At 58.2% G+C, this 18,403-nt stretch carries 16 protein-coding genes; 3 read left to right on the top strand and 13 right to left on the bottom strand.

Features of this window, described 5'->3' with window-relative positions:
- The first annotated feature begins 37 nt into the window (after positions 1-37).
- From ACZ46I_RS07950 to ACZ46I_RS07940, 3 genes are all read left to right on the top strand, one after another.
- On the top strand, positions 38-2,596 hold the full coding sequence (locus ACZ46I_RS07950) for a DUF294 nucleotidyltransferase-like domain-containing protein (protein ID WP_464280452.1): 2,559 nt from the start codon (positions 38-40) through the stop codon (positions 2,594-2,596).
- Positions 2,596-3,408 carry a metallophosphoesterase gene (locus ACZ46I_RS07945; RefSeq protein ID WP_464280451.1) on the top strand — a complete coding sequence of 271 codons (813 nt, stop codon included), beginning with the start codon at positions 2,596-2,598 and terminating at the stop codon, positions 3,406-3,408. Before ACZ46I_RS07950 ends, ACZ46I_RS07945 begins: the two co-directional genes overlap by 1 nt.
- Before the next feature lie 190 nt (positions 3,409-3,598).
- The gene (locus tag ACZ46I_RS07940; protein WP_156788120.1) at positions 3,599-4,186 is read left to right on the top strand and encodes an acetate uptake transporter; all 588 of its coding nucleotides are present in this window, start codon (positions 3,599-3,601) and stop codon (positions 4,184-4,186) included.
- Positions 4,187-4,252: 66 nt separating this feature from the next.
- Here ACZ46I_RS07940 and ACZ46I_RS07935 read toward each other — a convergent pair whose 3' ends face one another.
- From ACZ46I_RS07935 to hisA, 13 genes are all read right to left on the bottom strand, one after another.
- The gene (locus tag ACZ46I_RS07935) at positions 4,253-5,968 is read right to left on the bottom strand and encodes a complex I subunit 5 family protein (RefSeq protein WP_464280450.1); all 1,716 of its coding nucleotides are present in this window, start codon (positions 5,966-5,968) and stop codon (positions 4,253-4,255) included.
- Positions 5,968-7,461 carry a proton-conducting transporter transmembrane domain-containing protein gene (locus ACZ46I_RS07930; RefSeq protein ID WP_013506472.1) on the bottom strand — a complete coding sequence of 498 codons (1,494 nt, stop codon included), beginning with the start codon at positions 7,459-7,461 and terminating at the stop codon, positions 5,968-5,970. The genes ACZ46I_RS07935 and ACZ46I_RS07930 overlap by 1 nt, the downstream gene beginning before the upstream one ends.
- Positions 7,458-8,957, bottom strand: a complete 1,500-nt coding sequence (locus tag ACZ46I_RS07925) for a complex I subunit 5 family protein (protein ID WP_464280449.1) — start codon at positions 8,955-8,957, stop codon at positions 7,458-7,460. Before ACZ46I_RS07925 ends, ACZ46I_RS07930 begins: the two co-directional genes overlap by 4 nt.
- The gene (locus tag ACZ46I_RS07920; protein ID WP_013506474.1) at positions 8,954-9,301 is read right to left on the bottom strand and encodes an NADH-quinone oxidoreductase subunit K; all 348 of its coding nucleotides are present in this window, start codon (positions 9,299-9,301) and stop codon (positions 8,954-8,956) included. Before ACZ46I_RS07920 ends, ACZ46I_RS07925 begins: the two co-directional genes overlap by 4 nt.
- Positions 9,298-10,260, bottom strand: coding sequence for a hydrogenase subunit MbhD domain-containing protein (locus ACZ46I_RS07915; RefSeq protein WP_464280448.1), 963 nt, complete (start codon positions 10,258-10,260; stop codon positions 9,298-9,300). Before ACZ46I_RS07915 ends, ACZ46I_RS07920 begins: the two co-directional genes overlap by 4 nt.
- A complete protein-coding gene (gene mnhG / locus ACZ46I_RS07910) occupies positions 10,257-10,565 on the bottom strand; it encodes a monovalent cation/H(+) antiporter subunit G (RefSeq protein ID WP_013506476.1) in 309 nt (102 codons plus the stop codon). The genes ACZ46I_RS07915 and mnhG overlap by 4 nt, the downstream gene beginning before the upstream one ends.
- A 1,034-nt stretch (positions 10,566-11,599) precedes the next feature.
- Complete coding sequence (locus ACZ46I_RS07905; RefSeq protein WP_013506477.1) at positions 11,600-11,860, bottom strand: MrpF/PhaF family protein; 261 nt, start codon at positions 11,858-11,860, stop codon at positions 11,600-11,602.
- The gene (locus ACZ46I_RS07900; RefSeq protein ID WP_013506478.1) at positions 11,857-12,399 is read right to left on the bottom strand and encodes a Na+/H+ antiporter subunit E; all 543 of its coding nucleotides are present in this window, start codon (positions 12,397-12,399) and stop codon (positions 11,857-11,859) included. Before ACZ46I_RS07900 ends, ACZ46I_RS07905 begins: the two co-directional genes overlap by 4 nt.
- Positions 12,400-12,409: 10 nt before the next feature.
- A complete protein-coding gene (locus tag ACZ46I_RS07895) occupies positions 12,410-13,393 on the bottom strand; it encodes an NAD(P)-dependent oxidoreductase (protein WP_464280447.1) in 984 nt (327 codons plus the stop codon).
- Positions 13,394-13,469: 76 nt separating this feature from the next.
- Positions 13,470-13,829 carry an EAL domain-containing protein gene (locus ACZ46I_RS07890; protein WP_464281848.1) on the bottom strand — a complete coding sequence of 120 codons (360 nt, stop codon included), beginning with the start codon at positions 13,827-13,829 and terminating at the stop codon, positions 13,470-13,472.
- Positions 13,830-13,835: 6 nt separating this feature from the next.
- A protein-coding gene (locus ACZ46I_RS07885; protein ID WP_464280308.1) for an IS5 family transposase occupies positions 13,836-14,673 on the bottom strand; the annotation gives its coding sequence in 2 pieces (ribosomal slippage) (positions 13,836-14,267 and positions 14,269-14,673; 837 coding nt in all).
- Positions 14,674-14,741: 68 nt separating this feature from the next.
- Positions 14,742-16,496 carry an EAL domain-containing protein gene (locus ACZ46I_RS07880; RefSeq protein ID WP_464280446.1) on the bottom strand — a complete coding sequence of 585 codons (1,755 nt, stop codon included), beginning with the start codon at positions 16,494-16,496 and terminating at the stop codon, positions 14,742-14,744.
- Positions 16,497-17,676: 1,180 nt separating this feature from the next.
- Positions 17,677-18,402, bottom strand: a complete 726-nt coding sequence (hisA, locus tag ACZ46I_RS07875; protein WP_464280445.1) for a 1-(5-phosphoribosyl)-5-[(5-phosphoribosylamino)methylideneamino]imidazole-4-carboxamide isomerase — start codon at positions 18,400-18,402, stop codon at positions 17,677-17,679.
- Between the last annotated feature and the right edge of the window lies 1 nt (position 18,403).

Here is an 18,403-nt window from a genome sequence, read left to right as displayed (position 1 = left end):
CCCCACGGTTCCAATTCGGAAACGTGGGGGTGTTTTCATGAACCAGAGCCGAAAAAGCTGGCAGCTCTTCTTTCTCAGGATTGCCTTTCCTGCTGCCATCGCCATCCTTCTTTTCCTTTTCAGCATTCTCTTTCTGGTCATTCCCGCTACCGAAAACGCCCTGATCAGCGAGCGCCAGGAGACGACGCGCCAGCTGACCGAAACCGCCTGGAGTGTGCTCAAGGACATGCACATGGAGTACGAAAGGGGGGCTGTCAGTGAAGCGTCGGCCAAAGAGATTGCCAGTAACGTCATACGAACCATGCGCTATGGCGAGGATGGCAAGGATTACTTCTGGCTGCTGGATCAGCAGCCGCGCATGCTGGCCCACCCCCACCGTCCCGATCTGGAAGGCCAGGATGTCAGCGACTTCGAGGACTGCCAGGGTAAACGGCTCTTTGCAGAGTTTGCCGAGCTGACCCGCAGCCAGCACAGCGGTTTTGTGGACTACCACTGGCAGACACGGGATCAGGATGGCATCGCCCCAAAGATCTCTTATGTCAAACTCTTCGAACCCTGGGGCTGGATCGTGGGAACGGGCATCTATGTGGATGATGTGCGCCATGACATTCAGAAAATGACCGAAAACACCCTGCTGATCTCCCTGGGAATCACCTTCGTCATCGCGGGCATCGTGCTCTTTGTCGTGGTCCAGGGCATCACCATCGAACGCGCCCGACAGCGCGCCGAAACCGACCTGGCCCATTCCAAGGAGAAATACCACGCCCTGGTGGAAGCCTCCACCGACGGCTTCATCCTGCTGCTTGGCAACTGGGATATGGTGACCAACAGGAGCCTGGCACTGATGCTGGGATATACCGATGAAGAACTCAGGCTCCTGAGTATTTTCGACCTCTTCGCCAGAGCCGATGTCAATCAGCATCCGGCACTGGAACACATCAAGGCGCTCATGGCCGGTCACAAGGCCGCCGAAAAATTCGAAGCCCAGCTGCTGACGCGCACAGGAGCAGCCCTGGATGCGCTTATCACCTGCTCGGCCATCGAGGTTGCCGGCCAGCGCGCCCTGACCCTGATCATCCGGGACATCAGCGCCATATCGCGCATGGAGAACCGCCGCGCCGAAGAGGAGCGCGACGCCCTGGTGGCAGAACTGCAGGCGGCACTGCAGTTCTTTCATCACGGCATCAAGGACTTTATCCGGCCCCTGCTCTCCTGCGACATGAACACCAGCATCCGACGCGCCGCCAGACTCATGGGTCGGAAAGGTACCGGCGCCCTCATGGTAACCAGCGACCGCGACCAGTACCTGGGCATCCTCACCGATTACGATATCCGTGAACGGGTCGTCGCCCGCAAAGTCGACCCGGAGCTTCCGGTGCTCAGCATCATGACCGCCCCCATCATCTCCATTTCCGACCGCGCCCTCGTCTTTGAGGCGGCGCTGGTCATGCAGGATGAGGATATCCCCTGGCTGGCGGTGGAAGACAGCAATGGAGTGCTGTGCGGAATGATCAACCGCGCCGACCTGCTGAAAATCCAGGGCTACTCCGCCGTATCGCTGGTGCAGTCCATCCAGAGCGCCGAATCCCCCGAAGAGATCCGCCAGCGCCGCGAAAAACTCCCCATGCTCATCAAGGCGGTTCTCGACAGCGGAACCCGCCCCCGCAACGTCACCCGCATCATCTCCAACCTCTCCGACGCCATCATCCGCAAGCTGCTGCACTTTGCCATGGCCGAACTGGGCGACCCACCCACCCGCTTTGCCTTTATCACCCTGGGCAGCGTTGGACGCGAAGAACAGACCCTGTGCACGGATCAGGACAACGCTATTCTCTTTGATGACACGGTTCCCGAGTCACAGATGGACGAGGTGCGCCAGTACTTCCTGGCCATGGCCGAGAAGGTCTGCGCCTGGCTGGACGACATCGGCTACAGCTACTGCCCGGGAAAAATCATGGCCCAGAACCCCGACTGGTGCCAGCCCCTGAGTATATGGAAGCGCTACTTCACCACCTGGGTCCACACCGCTGAACCCCAGGATATGCTGGAAATCAATATTTTCTTCGACTTCCGCTGCGTGTACGGCGAACGGAGCATGGTGGAAGAGCTTCGCGAGCACATCCAGGGCGAATGGCAGCAGAATCCGCTGTTTATCTACCTGCTTGCGGAGAATGCCTTCCGCTACAAACCGCCCATCGGACTCTTCGGCAACATCATGACCAGCTCCCCCAAAGACGAGCAGCAGGGCAGCTTTGACATCAAGGACGCCATGATGCCCGTGGTGAACATCGCCCGCGCCCAGGCACTGCGCTATGGTGTCGGCGAAACCCACACCCTCGACCGCATCCAGCGACTGCACGAACGGGGCATCTTCAAGGAAAGCGAGTACAGTGAGATGCTGCTGGTGTACGACTTCCTGATGCAGCTGCGCCTGAAATATCAGGCCCTGGAAGCCAAAGAGGGTCTGCCCATCGACAATCTGATTCAGCTGAAATCTCTGACCCATATCGAACAGATGACGCTGAAGAATGTCTTCAACAAGATCAACGATTTCCTGGCGAAACTCCGGCAGGATTTCACCGGGAGGTCCCAGTGATGGTTCCATCATCCTGGGCCGGCACCGGAGCGGCCAACCGGCGAACGCTGCAGGCGCAGGTTCTTTCCGATCTGCACTTCGAATGCGGCACTCCCTTCGATGTCCCCGCAGCACAGGCAGATATCCTCATTCTGGCCGGCGACATCCACGAAGGGCTCAGGGGTGTGGAGTGGGCCATTGCCCAGGCCAGGCGGCTGGAGATTCCGGTACTCTACGTCTTCGGTAACCATGAATTTTACGGCCAGCGCTTCCCCTCGCTCTTTACCGAGGCGCGTCTGCGCTGCCATGGCACCGGCGTCCACATCCTGGAGCGGGACACCTTCACCTTCGGTGACGTACGCTTCCTGGGCTGCACCCTCTGGAGTGACTTTCAGCTCTATGGCGCCGGGCACGCCGACTTCTGCCGTGAGTACGCGCGAATACACATGCCCGATTACGAAGCCATCCTGACTCGGGACGGCCACCCCCTGCAGCCCGAAGACACCATCTGGGTCTTCCAGCAGTCTCTGCAGTGGCTTGAACAGCAGCTGAAGAGCCCGTGGAAGGGACGAACCGTTGTCATCACCCACCACGCGCCCATTTACTACGCCAGCGAGCCGGAAAACGACAACAGCCCACTGGCAGCAGCCATGATCAGCAACCACCCCTCCCTTCTGCAACACACTTCCATTGATACCTGGATCCACGGACACACTCACCACAACATCAATGCCCGCATTCTGAATACCTGTTTCATCAGCCACCAGCAGGGCTACCCCCATGAAGAGGTCTGTGGTGAGCCCTTTGCCCCCGAACGCACCTTTGCCCTCTGAAAGGCTGTGGCAACGCTCCCGTATCATAAACCGGGAATCGCGCACACCCCTATCGATAAATCAAAACATGGTTTTACATTTTATTTGACCGGGAAACATATACCCATTACAATATTCGCATCTGCACAAAAGACCATGTTTTACAAAGGAGAGCATTATGGCTAAAGCCCCGGAATTTCAGCAACCACACATGCCCCATCCCGTCATCAACCGTCCCTACACGGCCAAGGACCTTCCCTCGGTGAACTTCGGCCCCCTGGGACTCATGGCATTTGGCATGACGACCATTCTGCTGAATATTCACAATGCCGGATTTTACCCCGTCAGCGTCATGATTATCGCCATGGGGATTTTCTATGGCGGTCTCGCCCAGATCGTAGCGGGCATTCTCGGTTCACGAACCGGGAACACCTTTGCCACCACCGCATTTATTTCCTATGGTTTTTTCTGGCTGTCCCTGTCGGCTATCTGGATTTTTCCCGAAATGGGAATCGCGGAGAAGACACCTGCGGGATACCTGGGCTGGTACCTCTTCATGTGGGGGCTTTTCTCATTCTTCATGTTTGTGGGCACCCTCAAAGCCAACCGGGTTCTGCAGCTCATCTTCTTCCTGCTCTTTATCCTCTTTTTCCTGCTGGCCGTACGTGACTGGACAGGCTCGGAACTCATCGGGAAAATCGCCGGCTGGGAAGGCATCCTCTGCGGTGCCTGCGCCTTTTACCTGGCCATAGCAGAGATCCTGAACGAGCAATTCGGGCGCGATGTCCTGCCCATCTAAACAGGGTGCCTGATACATTCAGATGAAAGCATTATCGGGGCAAAGCCATTCCGGCTTCGCCCCGTTTCAGTTTCCGGCTACGAAAAGCGCCACCAGGCCGAGCAGCAGGAGCAGCACCGCGATCCCAACCAGCGGGGTGCGGCACAGGTACGCCTCAAGGCGAATCAGGAGTTTTTCCAGAGGCATGGGGCCGGATTGCGGCAGAGACTTCTCTTTGGGAAAGAGCCACTGACTGCGTTCCAGAATCAGCCAGAAGAGCAGCCGATTGAGCCATCCGGTCACCGGATTCAGCAGATCCCCTTCGCGAATACGCGCCCAGCGGGGCAGCGTGCCAACAAAACGCCACAGCAGCCAGGCAAAGGCAGCGGCGGCCAGAATCGTAAGGGCGCCCTCCAGCAGGGAACCGAGGGAGAACTGGCTGAGCACCGGCCTGCTGACAAAGTGAGCAGCGAAAAAAGGCAGCAGGAGCAGCAGCCAGATATTCAGAAGCCAGGGCAGGGTGCACCAGCGCAAAAGTGATGCCTGAAATGTACCGGCTCTCGCGCGCTCAGGCCAGGCCAGAAAGACAAAGCGCGCCAGCAGAAGCGTGGTCAGAACCGTGCTCAGGCTGAGCAGCACTGGTCCGTACAGGCTGATGGCTTCATGGGGCAGGGCAGAGACCACCTCCTTGAAGCCACCCTTTGCCAGGAATCCGCTGGTGAAGGGGAAACCCGCCAGAGCCAGGGCGGGAATCAACAGCAGGGGGCCGCTGTATCTGGCATGATGGCTGGTCATACCGACCCCCAGGAAGAGGGCCGATTTGGCCAGGCCATGGTGCAGGATAAAGATGAGAAGAACGGCGAATATGATCTCCCAGGAGTGGGGAAAGAGCAGTCCCAGGCCGACCAGGCACGTCACCAGGCCCATCTGACTGATACTGGAGTAGGCCAGCACCGTCTTTGGCTTGCGCTGCACCATGCCCACCACCGCCCCAAAGATGGCAGACACCACCCCCATGATCACCATGGCGACCCCCAGTCCATCCATGACCAGAAAGGTGCCGAGGGGCAAAAAGCGCAGCCAGCCCAGCAGACCCGTCTTGATGATAACACCACTGAGCACCGCGCTGGCGGGCACGGGGGCGCTGGGGTGCGCCAGCGCAAGCCAGACATGCACGGGCACCGCGCCCATTTTCACGGCAAAACCCGCCATCAGCAGACCAGCAGTCACGGTGGGGTTGGCGAGCTGATCATACACCAAGGGCAGCTGCTGCAGATCCACATTGCCAAACTGACGCCCGATGGTGAACATGCCGGCCAGCAGCAGCGCTTCCCCCATGATGGCCAGCACCAGATACACCTTTCCCGCCCGCAGTGAGCTGTCACGGCCATCCTGAATAATCATGCCGTAGGCGCAGAAGGTCATCATGGCGAAAAACGTGTAAAAGCTCACCAGATCCAGAGCCAGTATGGCTCCGAGGTTCCCCGCCATACTCAGCAGAAAAAACAGATAGAAGCGCTTGAGATTCACCTTGTCGGCCATATAACCACGGGCGAAGAGCGCACTGATGCTCCACAGAACCCCAGCCAGCAGCAAAAAGACCACATTGACCGCGTCGGTACCAATACGACTCCCCAGCAGCAGCCAGGGCATTGAAAGCTGCTGATAGGGCAGCAGGGCCACCCCAATGGCCACCAGGGCGCTGGCGGGAATCAGCAGCAGCACGTAGCGCCGGGCTTTGGTTCCCAGCAGCAGCGCTACGCCCAGGGGAAAGACGATGGTGAGCCACAGCAGCGCATCCATCACATCACCAGGCCGCGCACGATAAACTCCACCCAGCTTTTCGGACTGTAGGCCACGCCGGCGAAAAGTCCGGCGCTCAAAGCCAGGAGAGCCGTAATCAGAGTCGGAATCAACAGGCCAAGATGCGTCTCATGGCGAAACCCCAGCTCCGAAGGACGGGGCCATTCAATGGTGGGCTGCCTGAACCAGGCGCGATAGATCAGGGGCAGGAAGTAGGCGGCATTGAGGATGGTGCTGGCCAGTAGCACAGCGATAACCCAGTAGTGGCGGGACTCCACCGCGCCAAGCCCCAGGTACCACTTGCTGATGAAACCAGCCATGGGCGGAATGCCGATCATGGCCAGTGCCGCCAGGCTGAAGGCGCCCATGGTCCAGGGCATGCGCCGGGCGATGCCGTTCATCTGATCAACACGACTGATGTCATACGTCTCCGCCAGATTTCCGGCACAGAAGAAGAGGGTGATTTTCATCAGTCCCTGGTGCATCAGGTGCACAATCCCCCCCATGGCCGCCAGTGGGCTGCCCATGGCGATACCCAGGGTAATATAGGAGACCTGACTGACCGTGGAGTAGGCCAGCCGTTTCTTGATATCCGTCTGCATCAGGGCGCGCACCGAGCCGTAGACAATGGTCGCGGCGGCAAAGATCAGCAGGATCTGTGCCATACCCAGAAGTTTGACCAGGGGCACCCCGAAGACATCGTGGACGATGCGCACAATGCCGAAGGCTCCCGCTTTCACCACCGCAACCGCATGCAGCAGGGCGCTGACCGGCGCGGGGGCCACCATGGCTTCAGGCAGCCAGCCATGGAAGGGAATCAGAGCGGACTTGACCCCCACACCGATGATCATGAGCACGAATATCGCCTGCAGCTGCCAGCGATATTCCGCCAGCAGAAACCCGATGGTCCCCCCCTCCACAAAGTGCTGTCCGCCACCCAGGCTCTGCAGCCAGACCATGCCCAGCAGCAGCAGCGCCCCGCCGCCAAGGGTATAGGCCAGGTAGACTTTCCCGCCACGCAGTGCCTTGGCTGTGCCGCGATGCACAACCAGCGGATAGGTGGACAGGGTGAGCAGTTCGTAGAAGATGAAGAAGGTGAACATGTTGGCCGCCGTGGCAATCCCCATGGTGGCTGCCATGCACAGGCTGAAGAAGCCGAAGAAACGGCAGCGGTTCGGGGCGTGTTCCAGGTAGGCAATGGCGTAGATGGTGGTAATCAGCCACAGCAGCGCTGAGAGCACCAGAAAGAGCATGGTGAAGCCATCGGCGAAGAACGCCAGAGAGATGCCCGGCACCACCTCAAAGGTGAGGCCAAAGAAGTGACCACGCTCCACCCCCCAGAGCATGATCCCCACCAGCACCATCTTGAGCACCGCTGCCAGGATATTGACCACGATCCGCAGGAACTGGCGTTCTTCCCCAAGGGCAAAGATAATCAGGGCTGCCGTCAGGGGCGTCAGGAGAATCCACAGGGGCAGCAGGCTGTAGATCATGGCGTACCTCCCGGCATGTTCACCGGAAAAGACGCCGTCAGCATATCAAAGACCGGCATTCCCAGAAAACCCATGGCTATGGCCCCCAGAGCCAGAATCAGTGGAGCCGCGTTCATGGCAAAGGGGATTCGCACAACAGGCGTGGCCGTGGAGCGGGATATGGCGCTGCCATCGGCTTCCCGCATAAAAATGGCACGCAGAACCTTAAAGAGGTAAGCCGCCGCCAGCAGTCCTCCCACCAGGGCAACCAGGGCCCACCACCACTGGCCCAGGTTCATGGCTGCCCGCAGCAGCAGCCATTTGGCCAGAAAGCCGCCACTGGGCGGCAGGCCCATAATACTGATGGCCCCCAGGGCAAAGGCAAAGAGGCTCACCGCCAGGTGGGAGTGGGGCATACGCAGCCCCTCCAGGCGATCATGACCGTTGACGAGGATCACATTGCCCGCCACCAGAAAGAGCGCCGACTTGGCCAGGCCATGGGCCAGCAGCTGGTACATGGCTCCGTGCCATGCCACAAGGGTTGCCAGGGGAAACAGCAGCAGCATATAGCCAAGCTGAGCCACCGTGGAATAGGCGATAATCAGCTTCAGGCGCTCCTGCCGCAGGGCCTGCAGCGAGCCGTAGAGGATGGCACAGGCTCCCAGCAGACCGATCAGCTGCCCGGTCAGAACCGAATTCAGCTCGGCAAAGGGCCAGAACCACAGGCGTATCAGCAGGTACAACGAGCCCTTCACCACCAGAGCCGAGAGCAGGGCGCTCACCGGTGCCGGCGCGCTGGAGTGGGCAGGGGGAAGCCAGAAATGCAGCGGAAAGAGGGCGGATTTGATAAACAATCCGCAGGACATGAGTCCCAGCGCCGCAAAGGCGTAGGGTTGCGACATATCCAGATTCTGACCCAGGGCATACAGGTTGAGGGTTCCCGCGCCCGCATAGGCCAGCGCCACCCCCAGCAGGTAGACAAGAGATCCCACCATGGCGGCAATCAGATAGCGCATACTGGCATGAAAAGCCGGAGTGGTGGCCGCCAGCGTGATCAGGGCAATGGAGGCGAAGGTGAGCAGCTCCAGGGTGATATAGAGATTAAAAATATCCGCCGACAGGTAGAGGGCGTTCAGAGCCGCGATCAACACGAAAAACGCGCTCCAGAAGAGGTGTTGCCGCGCCGTGCGCTCCCGCCAGTAGCCAAGAGCGTACAGGCCGATGCAGACACCGCAGAACCAGGTCAGCCACAGCAGCAGCAGGCTGAAGCCATCGGCGGCAAAGGCAATGCCCAGGGGTGGCTCCCACCCTCCCATGGCGTAGTGCACCACTCTGGTCCGGGCAACCCCGCTGCTGAGCTGCAACAGCGCCAGCAGAAGCGATGAAAAAACCGCCAGCCACAGTATCCACAACGAGGAGCGCAGACTGGCCAGAAAGCAGAACATCGCCCCCAGCAGGGGAACAAAAACCAGCAAAACCATGGACGAAGCGGCATCCAGAGACAGGAAGGCACTCATGTCTCCTCCCCGGTTTTGGTCACCGCGCGCGCGTCGGCTTCGGGCTCGACACAGACATCGAGATAGGGCGGAATCTGACGACGATTCAGGCGGCGCAGCAGCGACAGGCCGAAGGCGGTGGCACTGACGGAAACCACGATCCCCGTCAGCACCATGGCGTGGGGAACCGGGTCCGCCAGCTCGGGATTGCGCTGGGCAATGGTGATCAGCAGCAGGAAAACCGATACGGCCATGATATTGGCGGCCAGAATCTTGCGAAAGAGATGGGGACGCGTGAATATGCCATACAGCCCCATGGCAAAGAGGATAATGGACGTGGTTCCGAAAATGGCAAACTGACTCATCGTCGCCTCATCCCCGCTGCGTTGTTGAAGAGCAGCACCAGGATCAAGGCAATGGAGATCATCAGGGAGAACTCTATGGTGAGAATCAGCGCGCCGGCCCAGGCATGGGGAAAATCCAGAAAGCCTTCATGGAAGATCATGGTACCAAAGCCAACCCCGATAAAGACCAGCAGCCCGAGAATGATGAAGAAGCGAACTCCCGGCGTCGATTCCGCCGCCGGTGCCAGATTTCCGGTCAGGCTGAAGATAATGCCGATGGAAGCCAGGATGACCCCCGCCTGAAAGGCGCCGCCAGGCCCATGGGCCCCTACCCAGAGCAGGTATCCGGAAACGATGATAATCAGGGGAACCAGGCGATGCACCAGGGCCACCACCAGCTCGGAGTAGTCCAGGGGAAGCTGTCGGCCATCATCGATGGGAGAGAGGACGTGGAAACTCCAGACGCCGATAATAGCCAGAAACAGCACCACGATTTCCAGCAGGGTATCGTAGCCGCGAAAGTTCAGCAGAACCGCCGTTACCGGATGGGAAGCGCCGCTGTGGGCAAGGTTCTGCTGCACCGCGCCGGCAATCAGCAGCTCCGAGTCGGGCAGACGCCACAGACTCCAGCCCAGCAGGGCCAGCAGCACCAGGGCACCCGCCGAAAGAAACAATGTGGAAGGATTGAGGCGGGAAGCCTCCAGCTCATCGTGCAGCTCGCTCCAGTGGCCCGGCTTCCCCTTTTCCAGATCGCGATAGGTATTGAGGAGCATGGCTCCGGTCAGGCCCGCCCCCACCGCCGCTTCCACCAGGGCCAGGTCGGGCGCCTGGAGGCGGGCCCAGGAGATCGCCATCACCAGGCCAAAGACCACGAAGAACACCAGTGAGCGAAAGAGCTGGGGATGCACCAGCGTCCGCCAGGCCAGCCACAGCAGGCCGATTGCCAGCAGCAGGTCAAACAGGGAACCAAGAGCGGTCATGACCCACCATCCCGCTTCTCACCACCGCGCAGCATGCTGTAGAGGCCGTAGCGGGCCAGCAGATAGCAGGAAACCGTGGAAGCGAAGAGGGCCAGCAGCCAGATCAGAAAAATTTTGAGGGCAACCCAGATGGAAGCCGCATTGACCACCAGGCCCAGGCATACAAAACCCAGTCCCACGTTGTCGGCTTTGGTCAGGGCATGCAGGCGAGTGAAGACGTCAGGAAAGCGCAGCAGGCCCACCGTGCCAGCGAAAAAAAAGATGCAGCCGATGATGATCAGGATGATGGACAGAATTTCCAGCACAGCATGCACCTCCTCAGGGTTCGCAAAAGCATACCAAAAGATGGCTCCTGCACCAAGCACACAAAGATCTGAAGTTTCGCATCCCCGAAACGGCAGGTTGTCAGCGCTGACCCTGATGTCACGCTGCAATGGCCGAAATGGTTCTACACAGACGGCGTCGCTTGACATTATCCTCACCATATATACGAGTTTCTTTTGCCACTTTTTACCCGCAAAAAGTGGCTGGGAAGCGGCCCCCAGTGCTGTCCTTTTCAGCCGTCCGCTTGCCTGGAACTGGGGACCGCAAACAACCGCCTTCCCTGGCTTTTGGTTTGCGGTTGCCGCCGTCGTGGCGGCAACCCTGCGGGTCCATCGCGTTATGCAGGCAATTGAAAAGCTCTCAGGTGCAAGGCGCGAGCAAGGTGAGAAGTGAGACGTACTTCCTGTACGTCGCAGCGACGAGCACTGGTGAGCAACGCCGCAGATGAGAGCTTTTCAGCAGCCTGACAGTCGGCGCGTCCTGGCTGGGCCAGCACACGGGGGAGATGCAGAAGCAGGCCGTTCCCCCCTGAGCCCGTCCGGTAAGTGCGACGCCTGGCTGGCAAGACCTGAACAGGACACTCACAGGAAGTGAGTGATCCGGCAGCACTGCAGGGAGGCAGGGGTCAGGCAACGCAAAGAGGCCCAGGTGCAAGGCGCGGGCAAAGCGAGGAGGGAGGCGTACTCCCTGTACGTCGCAGTGACGAGCGATGCCCGGCAACGCAGCAGATGGGCCTCTTTGAGCAGCCTGCTGCCGGATCTCCAGAACAGGTGAGCCAACGATCCGGAAAAACGGGCGTTCGGGGGGCGCGTTTTTGTGTCCTTTTTGCGCGGTCAAAAAGGACAACGGAGACAGAAAATGGAATACCAGTGAAGTCAAGCATTCAAAATCAATACGGTTTCCGTGAGATAAACGCCAGTACAATAACAGCGTAACTCAAAACAACAAGGTGCGAAAGTTGAGAAAGATGACTCTGAAAGGGAAACGCCTCTCGGCACACAGGGGCAGAGGCCGCTCAGCGGAAGAACTTCCCGGTACCCCGCACAAAGGCGATGGTGGCCACCACTGCCAGCAGTACCAGCAGCAAGGCCACGTCCAGCAGGGCGGTCATATCCATGGCGTAGGCCAGCAGCAGGAGCATGGCAACGGTAGTGGTACCGAAGAGCTCCACCGAGAGCATGCGGTCGGCATGGGTGGGGCCGCGAAAGACACGCAGCAGCCCCGCGAAGAGGTTCAGCAATAAAAAGAGAGCTGCTCCCAGATACCAGGCGCTCATAGGCCATACTCCTGTTCTATGGATTGCTGATCGGCGTCAAGCTTCTCACCGAAAGTTGCGGCCACATGCTCCTCAAGGTCAAAAAGTTGTTTCGCGAGGCGCTCGCGGGTGGCAGTACTGTCGGCCCCCACGGTGTGGATACGCACGAAATCCTCTTCCATGTCGGCGCTGAGTGTTCCCGGCAGCAGACTGATGATGGCCACAAAGAGGGTACGGGCCGGCCCTGGCGGCAGGTGAAAGCGGTAACGCATCCAGAACGGGTAGAGGGGCAGCGCGGGATGGAAGGCGATACGCGCGACGGAAATACCGCTTTGCAGGGAATTGGTGACAAAATAGAAAAAGAAACCCAGAGCCTTGCGGGGATGAAAGTTCAGCAGGGGAACCGGGAACAGGGTGACGCTTACCATGGCACCGGCAATGGCAATCAGGCCGATACCCCAGCCCTGGTTACCGGAGACAATCGCCCACAGGAAGCAGAAGAACAGCAGGTAGTAGACATAGAGCAGCAGGCGCAGACGTGGCGAACGAAACAAGGGCACAGGCGCCTCCTTAACCCGGCCCGTGCTGACTGGGCACCGGCCACAGGAAAGCACCGTGCAGCAGGAAGTGCTCCACCTGCTCCACACTCTGGCGGGATTTGCGCTGCACCGATTCGGTGGTATTGAAGGCATTATGGGGCGTCAGGATGACATTCTGCCGCTTCGCCAGTTCCATGGTCCAGCGGGCACTGTCACTGGCGGCACTGCCACCTTCGCGCAGGCTGACGGCCAGCTCCTTTTCCTCCTCATACACATCCAGCGCGACACCGGAGAGCACGCCCATATCCAGCGCCTCAACCAGATCAATGGCCGGCGAGAGCTCGCCCCTGGCGATATTGACAAACACCGCACCCCGTTTGGCCTGCTGAAAGCGAGTGGAGTTGAAGTAGTGGCGGTTGCCGTGGTTAAGGGACATGGAACAGACGATCACATCAGCCCGGCCGATGGCCTCATCGGGGCCCAGGTAGTAGACGTCGCGGTGACGCTCATCGATATCGACACCGATCACCTCCATGTCCAGGCCGCGACCGATGCGACAGACCTCGTAGCCGATATTGCCGACGCCCGCCACCATGAGGGTGCGCCCCGCCGCCTCACAACCCGTGATGCCGTCGCGGTGAAACCTGTTGAACTGATCCATCTGCCGGGGCAGACGGCGCAGCAGAGCCATCCACAGGAGCATGGCCTGCTCCGCGACGGAGCGATGACAGTAGAGGGGCAGGTAGCCGGCATGCACCGGGTGGCCGGTTTCCCAACGATAGCGCTGAATATGATCAAAGCCCGTACTGCGGCTGAGTACTCCTTTGAGCGCCGTTGCCCAGTGTCCGGGAATCGCCGACTGAGTACGGATGCTGATGATATCCGCGGGAGGGTGAACGTGGCGTTCCTCCTGAATGGTATGGGCAGTGAACCCGGCCCGAATCCCGGCAGGCAGGAAACGGCGCAGCGCCTCAGCTTCTTCTTCAAAGGCTTCATAGAAAAAAACGTCCAGCATAGACTCTCCTCACGAAGGGCAGGTTTTGATCCCACCGCGTCATTTTTGTACCACAGCAGCGGCTGGCTGAAAATAATCATTCACCCAGGGGACGGCTCCCGTTCCCACACTCAAATGGCGGCTGAAGCAGAAGCTCCGGCTCTGGCCTGCCGATGGCATACCCCTGGGCATAGGCGATACCCAGACGCCGGACTATTTCCACCAGCTCCTGTTCGCTGACAAACTCGGCCACGATGTGAATGCCCACCTTCCCGGCGAAAAAGACAATACTTTCCACTATATGGAGATTCCTGGGGTCGTCGCGCAGACCATGCACCAGTGAGCCATCGAGCTTGATATAGTCAACCTGCAGCTTCATGATGTGTTCAAAGTTGGAGTATCCGCTGCCGAAATCGTCAATGGCAACCTTGCACCCCAGCTCCTTGACCTGCTGAATAAGGACTTATCCATAAATTACGCCGATTTTCCTGTATGTGATTATCGCCGCCGCGAGACACGTCAATCCGTAGTGAGTGACCTCAAGCTTCTCAAAGCGCACATGAATCTTCCTGAAACGGTTGAACCAGGAAATAGATGCTTCCACTATCCAGCGCCTCGCCTTCTTTGATGGGTCACGCTTCTTGTCCTCGATCTCTTCTTTTCGCTGCTTTACATGGGGTATGTATCCGCGCTGAAGAATGCTGCTGAGCGCCGGCTTTCCCTTGTAGCCACAATCTGCGCAAAGATGCTGCTCCTGCTCTGCAGGCTTCTCGAAGACTACGCCATCAAGAACGGCTTCAAGCTGGCTCACATCATGCCGGTTCGCTCCGGTTACGACGATGGACAACGGGACGCCACGACCGTCCACCAGGACATGACGCTTGCTCCCGTTTTTTTCCCCGATCCGTCGGGTTCTTCCCTACGGTTTCAAGAGCCATTGGAGCTTTGTACATTCCGCCATCTATGCTTTGCCACTCCCAAGCTATCCCCTCCATCTCGTCATACTCAGCCAGCCCCTGACGCCAAATAGCTTCGAATACACCGGCCTTACTCCATTCAATGAAGTACTTGTGCACTGCACTGGCGCAACCAAACTGCTCCTTGGGTATCGCTTTCCACTGACAACCGGTGCGCAGCACATAGACAATGCCGGAAAACGCCTTCCTGGGGTCAAGTCGCTTGCGCCCACCACCAGGCTTGCGCTTGTAGATCTTGTCAGGATCTCTTTGCTGGATTGGCAGTAAAGGCTCAACTCTTTGCCAGAAGGCATCTGAAACTTCCCATGATTGCACTTTAGACATAAATCACCGCCATGAATGATCTTTTGTGGATCATTCTACAGCGAAACATTGCTCGGGTCAATGATTATTTATGGACAAGTTCTAAAGCGCGAAACCTCCCCGTAGTTGTCGATACCTTCTGACTCCAGGATCTCGAAAATCACGCGCGATGCGTTGTGGGGCGTCAGCAGTTCCATAATGGATTGGCGGATATCCTCGTTGACGATGTCGGCGTAGGAGAGATTGATGCTGAACATGTAATGGTTGTTGGCAAAGGCTGCAAAGGATTTGCGCAGCATGATCCCCACCAGGCGCGGGTAGAGTTTGGAGCGCTGAGCCACACTGAGAAACTCTCCGGGACTCAGGACCTCGTCGCCATGGCGGATGCGCATCAGACACTCATATTTGGTGATCTCGCAGCTCTGCAGGTCGCAGATAGGCTGAAACACCGGAAAGACACTATCCTCATCAATCGCCTGCCGGATCTTCTGCGTGATGGCGATATTCTGGCGATAGCGCTGCACCGCGTTAAACTCCTCGGAATAACACAAGGTATTGCGGCGCTGCGCCTTGGCGTGATGCATGGTCATCTCCAGGCGTCCAAGGGGATTGGAAGCCTCGTTGGTGCCCACTACCGTCACATTGAACTGCACATCGGCAATAGCGGGAGGTGTGTGGGAATTATCCACCAGGCAGTCGTGGAGAGTTTCCAGGTAGCGGCTCAGCGCTGAATCCTCAACCCGGGGACAGAGAACCACAAAGTTGTCGCCGGAAAATCGGTAGACCACCCCGCCCTCACAGCACTCCTGAATGCGGCGAGCCAGCTCCTGCAGCAGAATATCGCCACTGCTGATGCCGAATATTTCGTTAATCTCCCGAAAACCATCCACATCCACCAGGCAGAAGGTACGTGGACTGCGCACAAAAGCCAGATCCCTGGCCAGACGAGCGCGGTTGCCCATGCCCGTCAGCGCATCCACCAGATACTGACGCTCCAGCTCGACAGCCGCCTGGTCCACCCGGTTCTGCAGACTGTTATTCAGGGCAACCAGCTTCTCTTCGCGATCCTGGATCTGCTTGCGCAGACTCCTCAGCAGGGACATCAGGTTCAGATTATAATTCCAGGCAAAGTACAACGCCGCCACAATAAAGACCGCCGTGATCAGCACCGAGAAGACAAAGCTGGCCAGCAGACGCTGGCGCTGCTGGTGGGTATGGGAGGCAATAACCTCTTCAATGTCATCAAGATAGAGACCTGCACCAATAATCCAGTCCAGCTCAGGCAGAAGCACCAGATAACTGGTCTTTTCGCTGACGGTTCGCTCGGCATCCGGCTTTTCGTACCAGTAGGTAACCCGCGCCGTACCCGTTTCCCGCAGCTGCTGCAGATAGACTTCGCGGTAGGCAAAACCATGCTTGTCCAGCAATGACGAGTCCATGGGGACACCGACCTGGGAAGGATCTATCGGCAACAGCAGATGCCGGGCAAAATCCGGGCCGCCACGCATACTCCTCACCTCCAGGGCAAAGAAGTAGCCATTGAGCCTCGGACCGATGCGATGCTGGCGCAGGCGCTCCAGAGTCATGGCAGGATCGAACGTGCCCTGGAGCAGCTCTGAGCGGATTATCGTCACCTCGCGCTGCAGGTGCTCGCGCAGGAGAACAAACTGACTGTCGATATAGGAATCTTTGAAATCGTTGCTGTACTGCTTCAGAAGCTGAAGCTGCTGATAGGAGTAAAATCCGCTGAGACCGAAAGCCAGAAAGGCAATCAGCAGAACAAACCCCCTCAGAATACGCCTGAAAAGACGCCGCTCGGTTCTGGCCAAAAATTCCGCAGGCATAGGACACCACCTGTGTCTGTATGGAAACGGTTATTGGAGAAAGCGGTACTGACGCATCGTCTGATACACAGGCATGTCAGGAAAATCCTGTCCATGGGAACCACTCTCTTATACCACACCCGACCAGTTCCCACGATACCCTTCTTTGATCCAGGGGAAAACAATCAAAGACAGCACCTCGCACACAGCCCCAAAGCATCGGGGGAAGAGAGCAACAGCCAGGTTTACCGCAAATGGACACGGAGAAACGCGCAGAGAAAGACAACTGCAGAAAGGCACTTTCTCACACCAAGCTCACAAAGACGCCAAGGAAAGGCAGGGAATTAACCACGAAAGGCAGGGCAGTTACCGCAAATGGACGCAAATACCCGCGAATGAGGAAATGTCATACAAGGTCTATGGGAAGAGAAGGCGGTACTGCCCGCAGATGGACGCAGATTTGCGCAGATAAATGCAGTGGAACATGAAGACAGGTTTCTCGCGGAGCACGCAGGGACGCAGTGAAAAGGCAGGGAAAGATTTGACCACGGAAAACACGGAGGGCACGGAAAAAGAGGGGAAGACATACCTCGCGCCGCAAAGCTCGCTAAGGAAAGCGCGGAAGTAACCGCGAATGGGAAAGCACATGGAGTGCAAACGACAACGGCAACACCGCAGATGGGGGGAGTAGCTTGTTAAGTCGATCTAAACGCAGAGCATTTCCATGAGCCGATTCAGGAGCAAAATCACATATCTGTCATTTTCATGGATGTTAACGGTGTCCCGTAACATTTACCATGATATCATGCAGACTGAATCGACTGGCGCGACAATGCTTCGCTTCAGAAGTACGCTTTTTCAAATTGCATGTTTAATGGAGAAACTGGCTCAGGTGAAAGCCTGATTTCATTCGCGTTCATTCGCGTTTATTCGCGTCCATTCGCGGTTGTCATCGGCTGTTCCGTTTTTCCACATCCGTCTTTATCCGAGTCCATCCGTGGTTACAAACGGCTGCTAGGATTTCCCCTGGCGTCTTTGCGCCTTGGCGTGAGAAACTGCCTTCCTGCATTTGCCTTTATCTGCGCAAATCTGCGTCCATCTGCGGATAATATCTCTTGTTTTACAGCTCCCCATTCGCGTTTATTCGCGTCCATTCGCGGTTGTCATCGGCTGTTCTGTACCCGTGTCCATCCGGGTTTCTTCACTCCCCTGCCAGCTCAATAGCCTCGCGCAGGTCGATGGCCCCGGTATAGATCGCTTTGCCCGCGATGACTCCGCAGATGCCTTCATGTTCATGCTCCTTGAGGCGACGGATGTCGTCCAGGGAGGTCAGGCCGCCGCTGGCGATGACGGGGATGCTGATGCTGCGGGCCAGGTTGGCGCACTCTTCCACGTTCATGCCCTGCATCAGGCCATCGCGGGAGATGTCGGTGTAGATGATGGCTTCCACTCCGGCGTCTTCCAGGGATTTGGCCAGTTCGGTGGCGCGTACGTCGGTGATTTCTGCCCAGCCGTTGACGGCGACCATGCCGTTCTGGGCGTCTATGCCCACGCGAACGCGGCCGGGGTAGGCGGCGCAGGCCTGGCGCACGAATTCGGGGTCGGAGACGGCCACGGTGCCCAGGATGGGGTTGGTAATGCCGAGCTCCATGACGGTGTGCAGGGTTTCCATGTTGCGGATGCCGCCGCCCAGCTCTGTTGGTATGTTGATGGCCGAGACTATCTGCTTGATGGCTTCCTGGTTGACGGGTTTGCGGGCGAAGGCGCCGTTGAGGTCGACGATGTGGAGCATGGCGGCTCCGGCGCTGGCCCAGCGAGTGGCCATTGCGGCGGGGTTGTCGCCAAATACGGTTGCCTGCTGCATGTCGCCCTGTACGAGGCGTACGCAATTTCCGTCTTTGAGGTCTATGGCGGGTATTACCATCATG

This window comes from Desulfurispirillum alkaliphilum (assembly GCF_055378285.1).
This window is presented reverse-complemented; position numbering and strand designations above follow the sequence as displayed.

What these genes read in the sequence shown, in the direction of transcription:
- hisA (WP_464280445.1), bottom strand. Translation starts at nt 18,402, where the DNA reads ATGATGGTAATACCCGCCATAGACCTCAAAGACGGAAATTGCGTACGC.
- ACZ46I_RS07930 (WP_013506472.1), bottom strand. Translation starts at nt 7,461, where the DNA reads ATGATCTACAGCCTGCTGCCCCTGTGGATTCTCCTGACGCCCCTGACG.
- ACZ46I_RS07915 (WP_464280448.1), bottom strand. Translation starts at nt 10,260, where the DNA reads ATGACCGCTCTTGGTTCCCTGTTTGACCTGCTGCTGGCAATCGGCCTG.
- ACZ46I_RS07905 (WP_013506477.1), bottom strand. Translation starts at nt 11,860, where the DNA reads ATGAGCGCCTGGTATCTGGGAGCAGCTCTCTTTTTATTGCTGAACCTC.
- ACZ46I_RS07880 (WP_464280446.1), bottom strand. Translation starts at nt 16,496, where the DNA reads ATGCCTGCGGAATTTTTGGCCAGAACCGAGCGGCGTCTTTTCAGGCGT.
- ACZ46I_RS07920 (WP_013506474.1), bottom strand. Translation starts at nt 9,301, where the DNA reads ATGAGTCAGTTTGCCATTTTCGGAACCACGTCCATTATCCTCTTTGCC.
- ACZ46I_RS07895 (WP_464280447.1), bottom strand. Translation starts at nt 13,393, where the DNA reads ATGCTGGACGTTTTTTTCTATGAAGCCTTTGAAGAAGAAGCTGAGGCG.
- ACZ46I_RS07935 (WP_464280450.1), bottom strand. Translation starts at nt 5,968, where the DNA reads ATGGATGCGCTGCTGTGGCTCACCATCGTCTTTCCCCTGGGCGTAGCG.
- ACZ46I_RS07925 (WP_464280449.1), bottom strand. Translation starts at nt 8,957, where the DNA reads ATGAGTGCCTTCCTGTCTCTGGATGCCGCTTCGTCCATGGTTTTGCTG.
- ACZ46I_RS07945 (WP_464280451.1), top strand. Translation starts at nt 2,596, where the DNA reads ATGGTTCCATCATCCTGGGCCGGCACCGGAGCGGCCAACCGGCGAACG.
- ACZ46I_RS07950 (WP_464280452.1), top strand. Translation starts at nt 38, where the DNA reads ATGAACCAGAGCCGAAAAAGCTGGCAGCTCTTCTTTCTCAGGATTGCC.
- ACZ46I_RS07940 (WP_156788120.1), top strand. Translation starts at nt 3,599, where the DNA reads ATGCCCCATCCCGTCATCAACCGTCCCTACACGGCCAAGGACCTTCCC.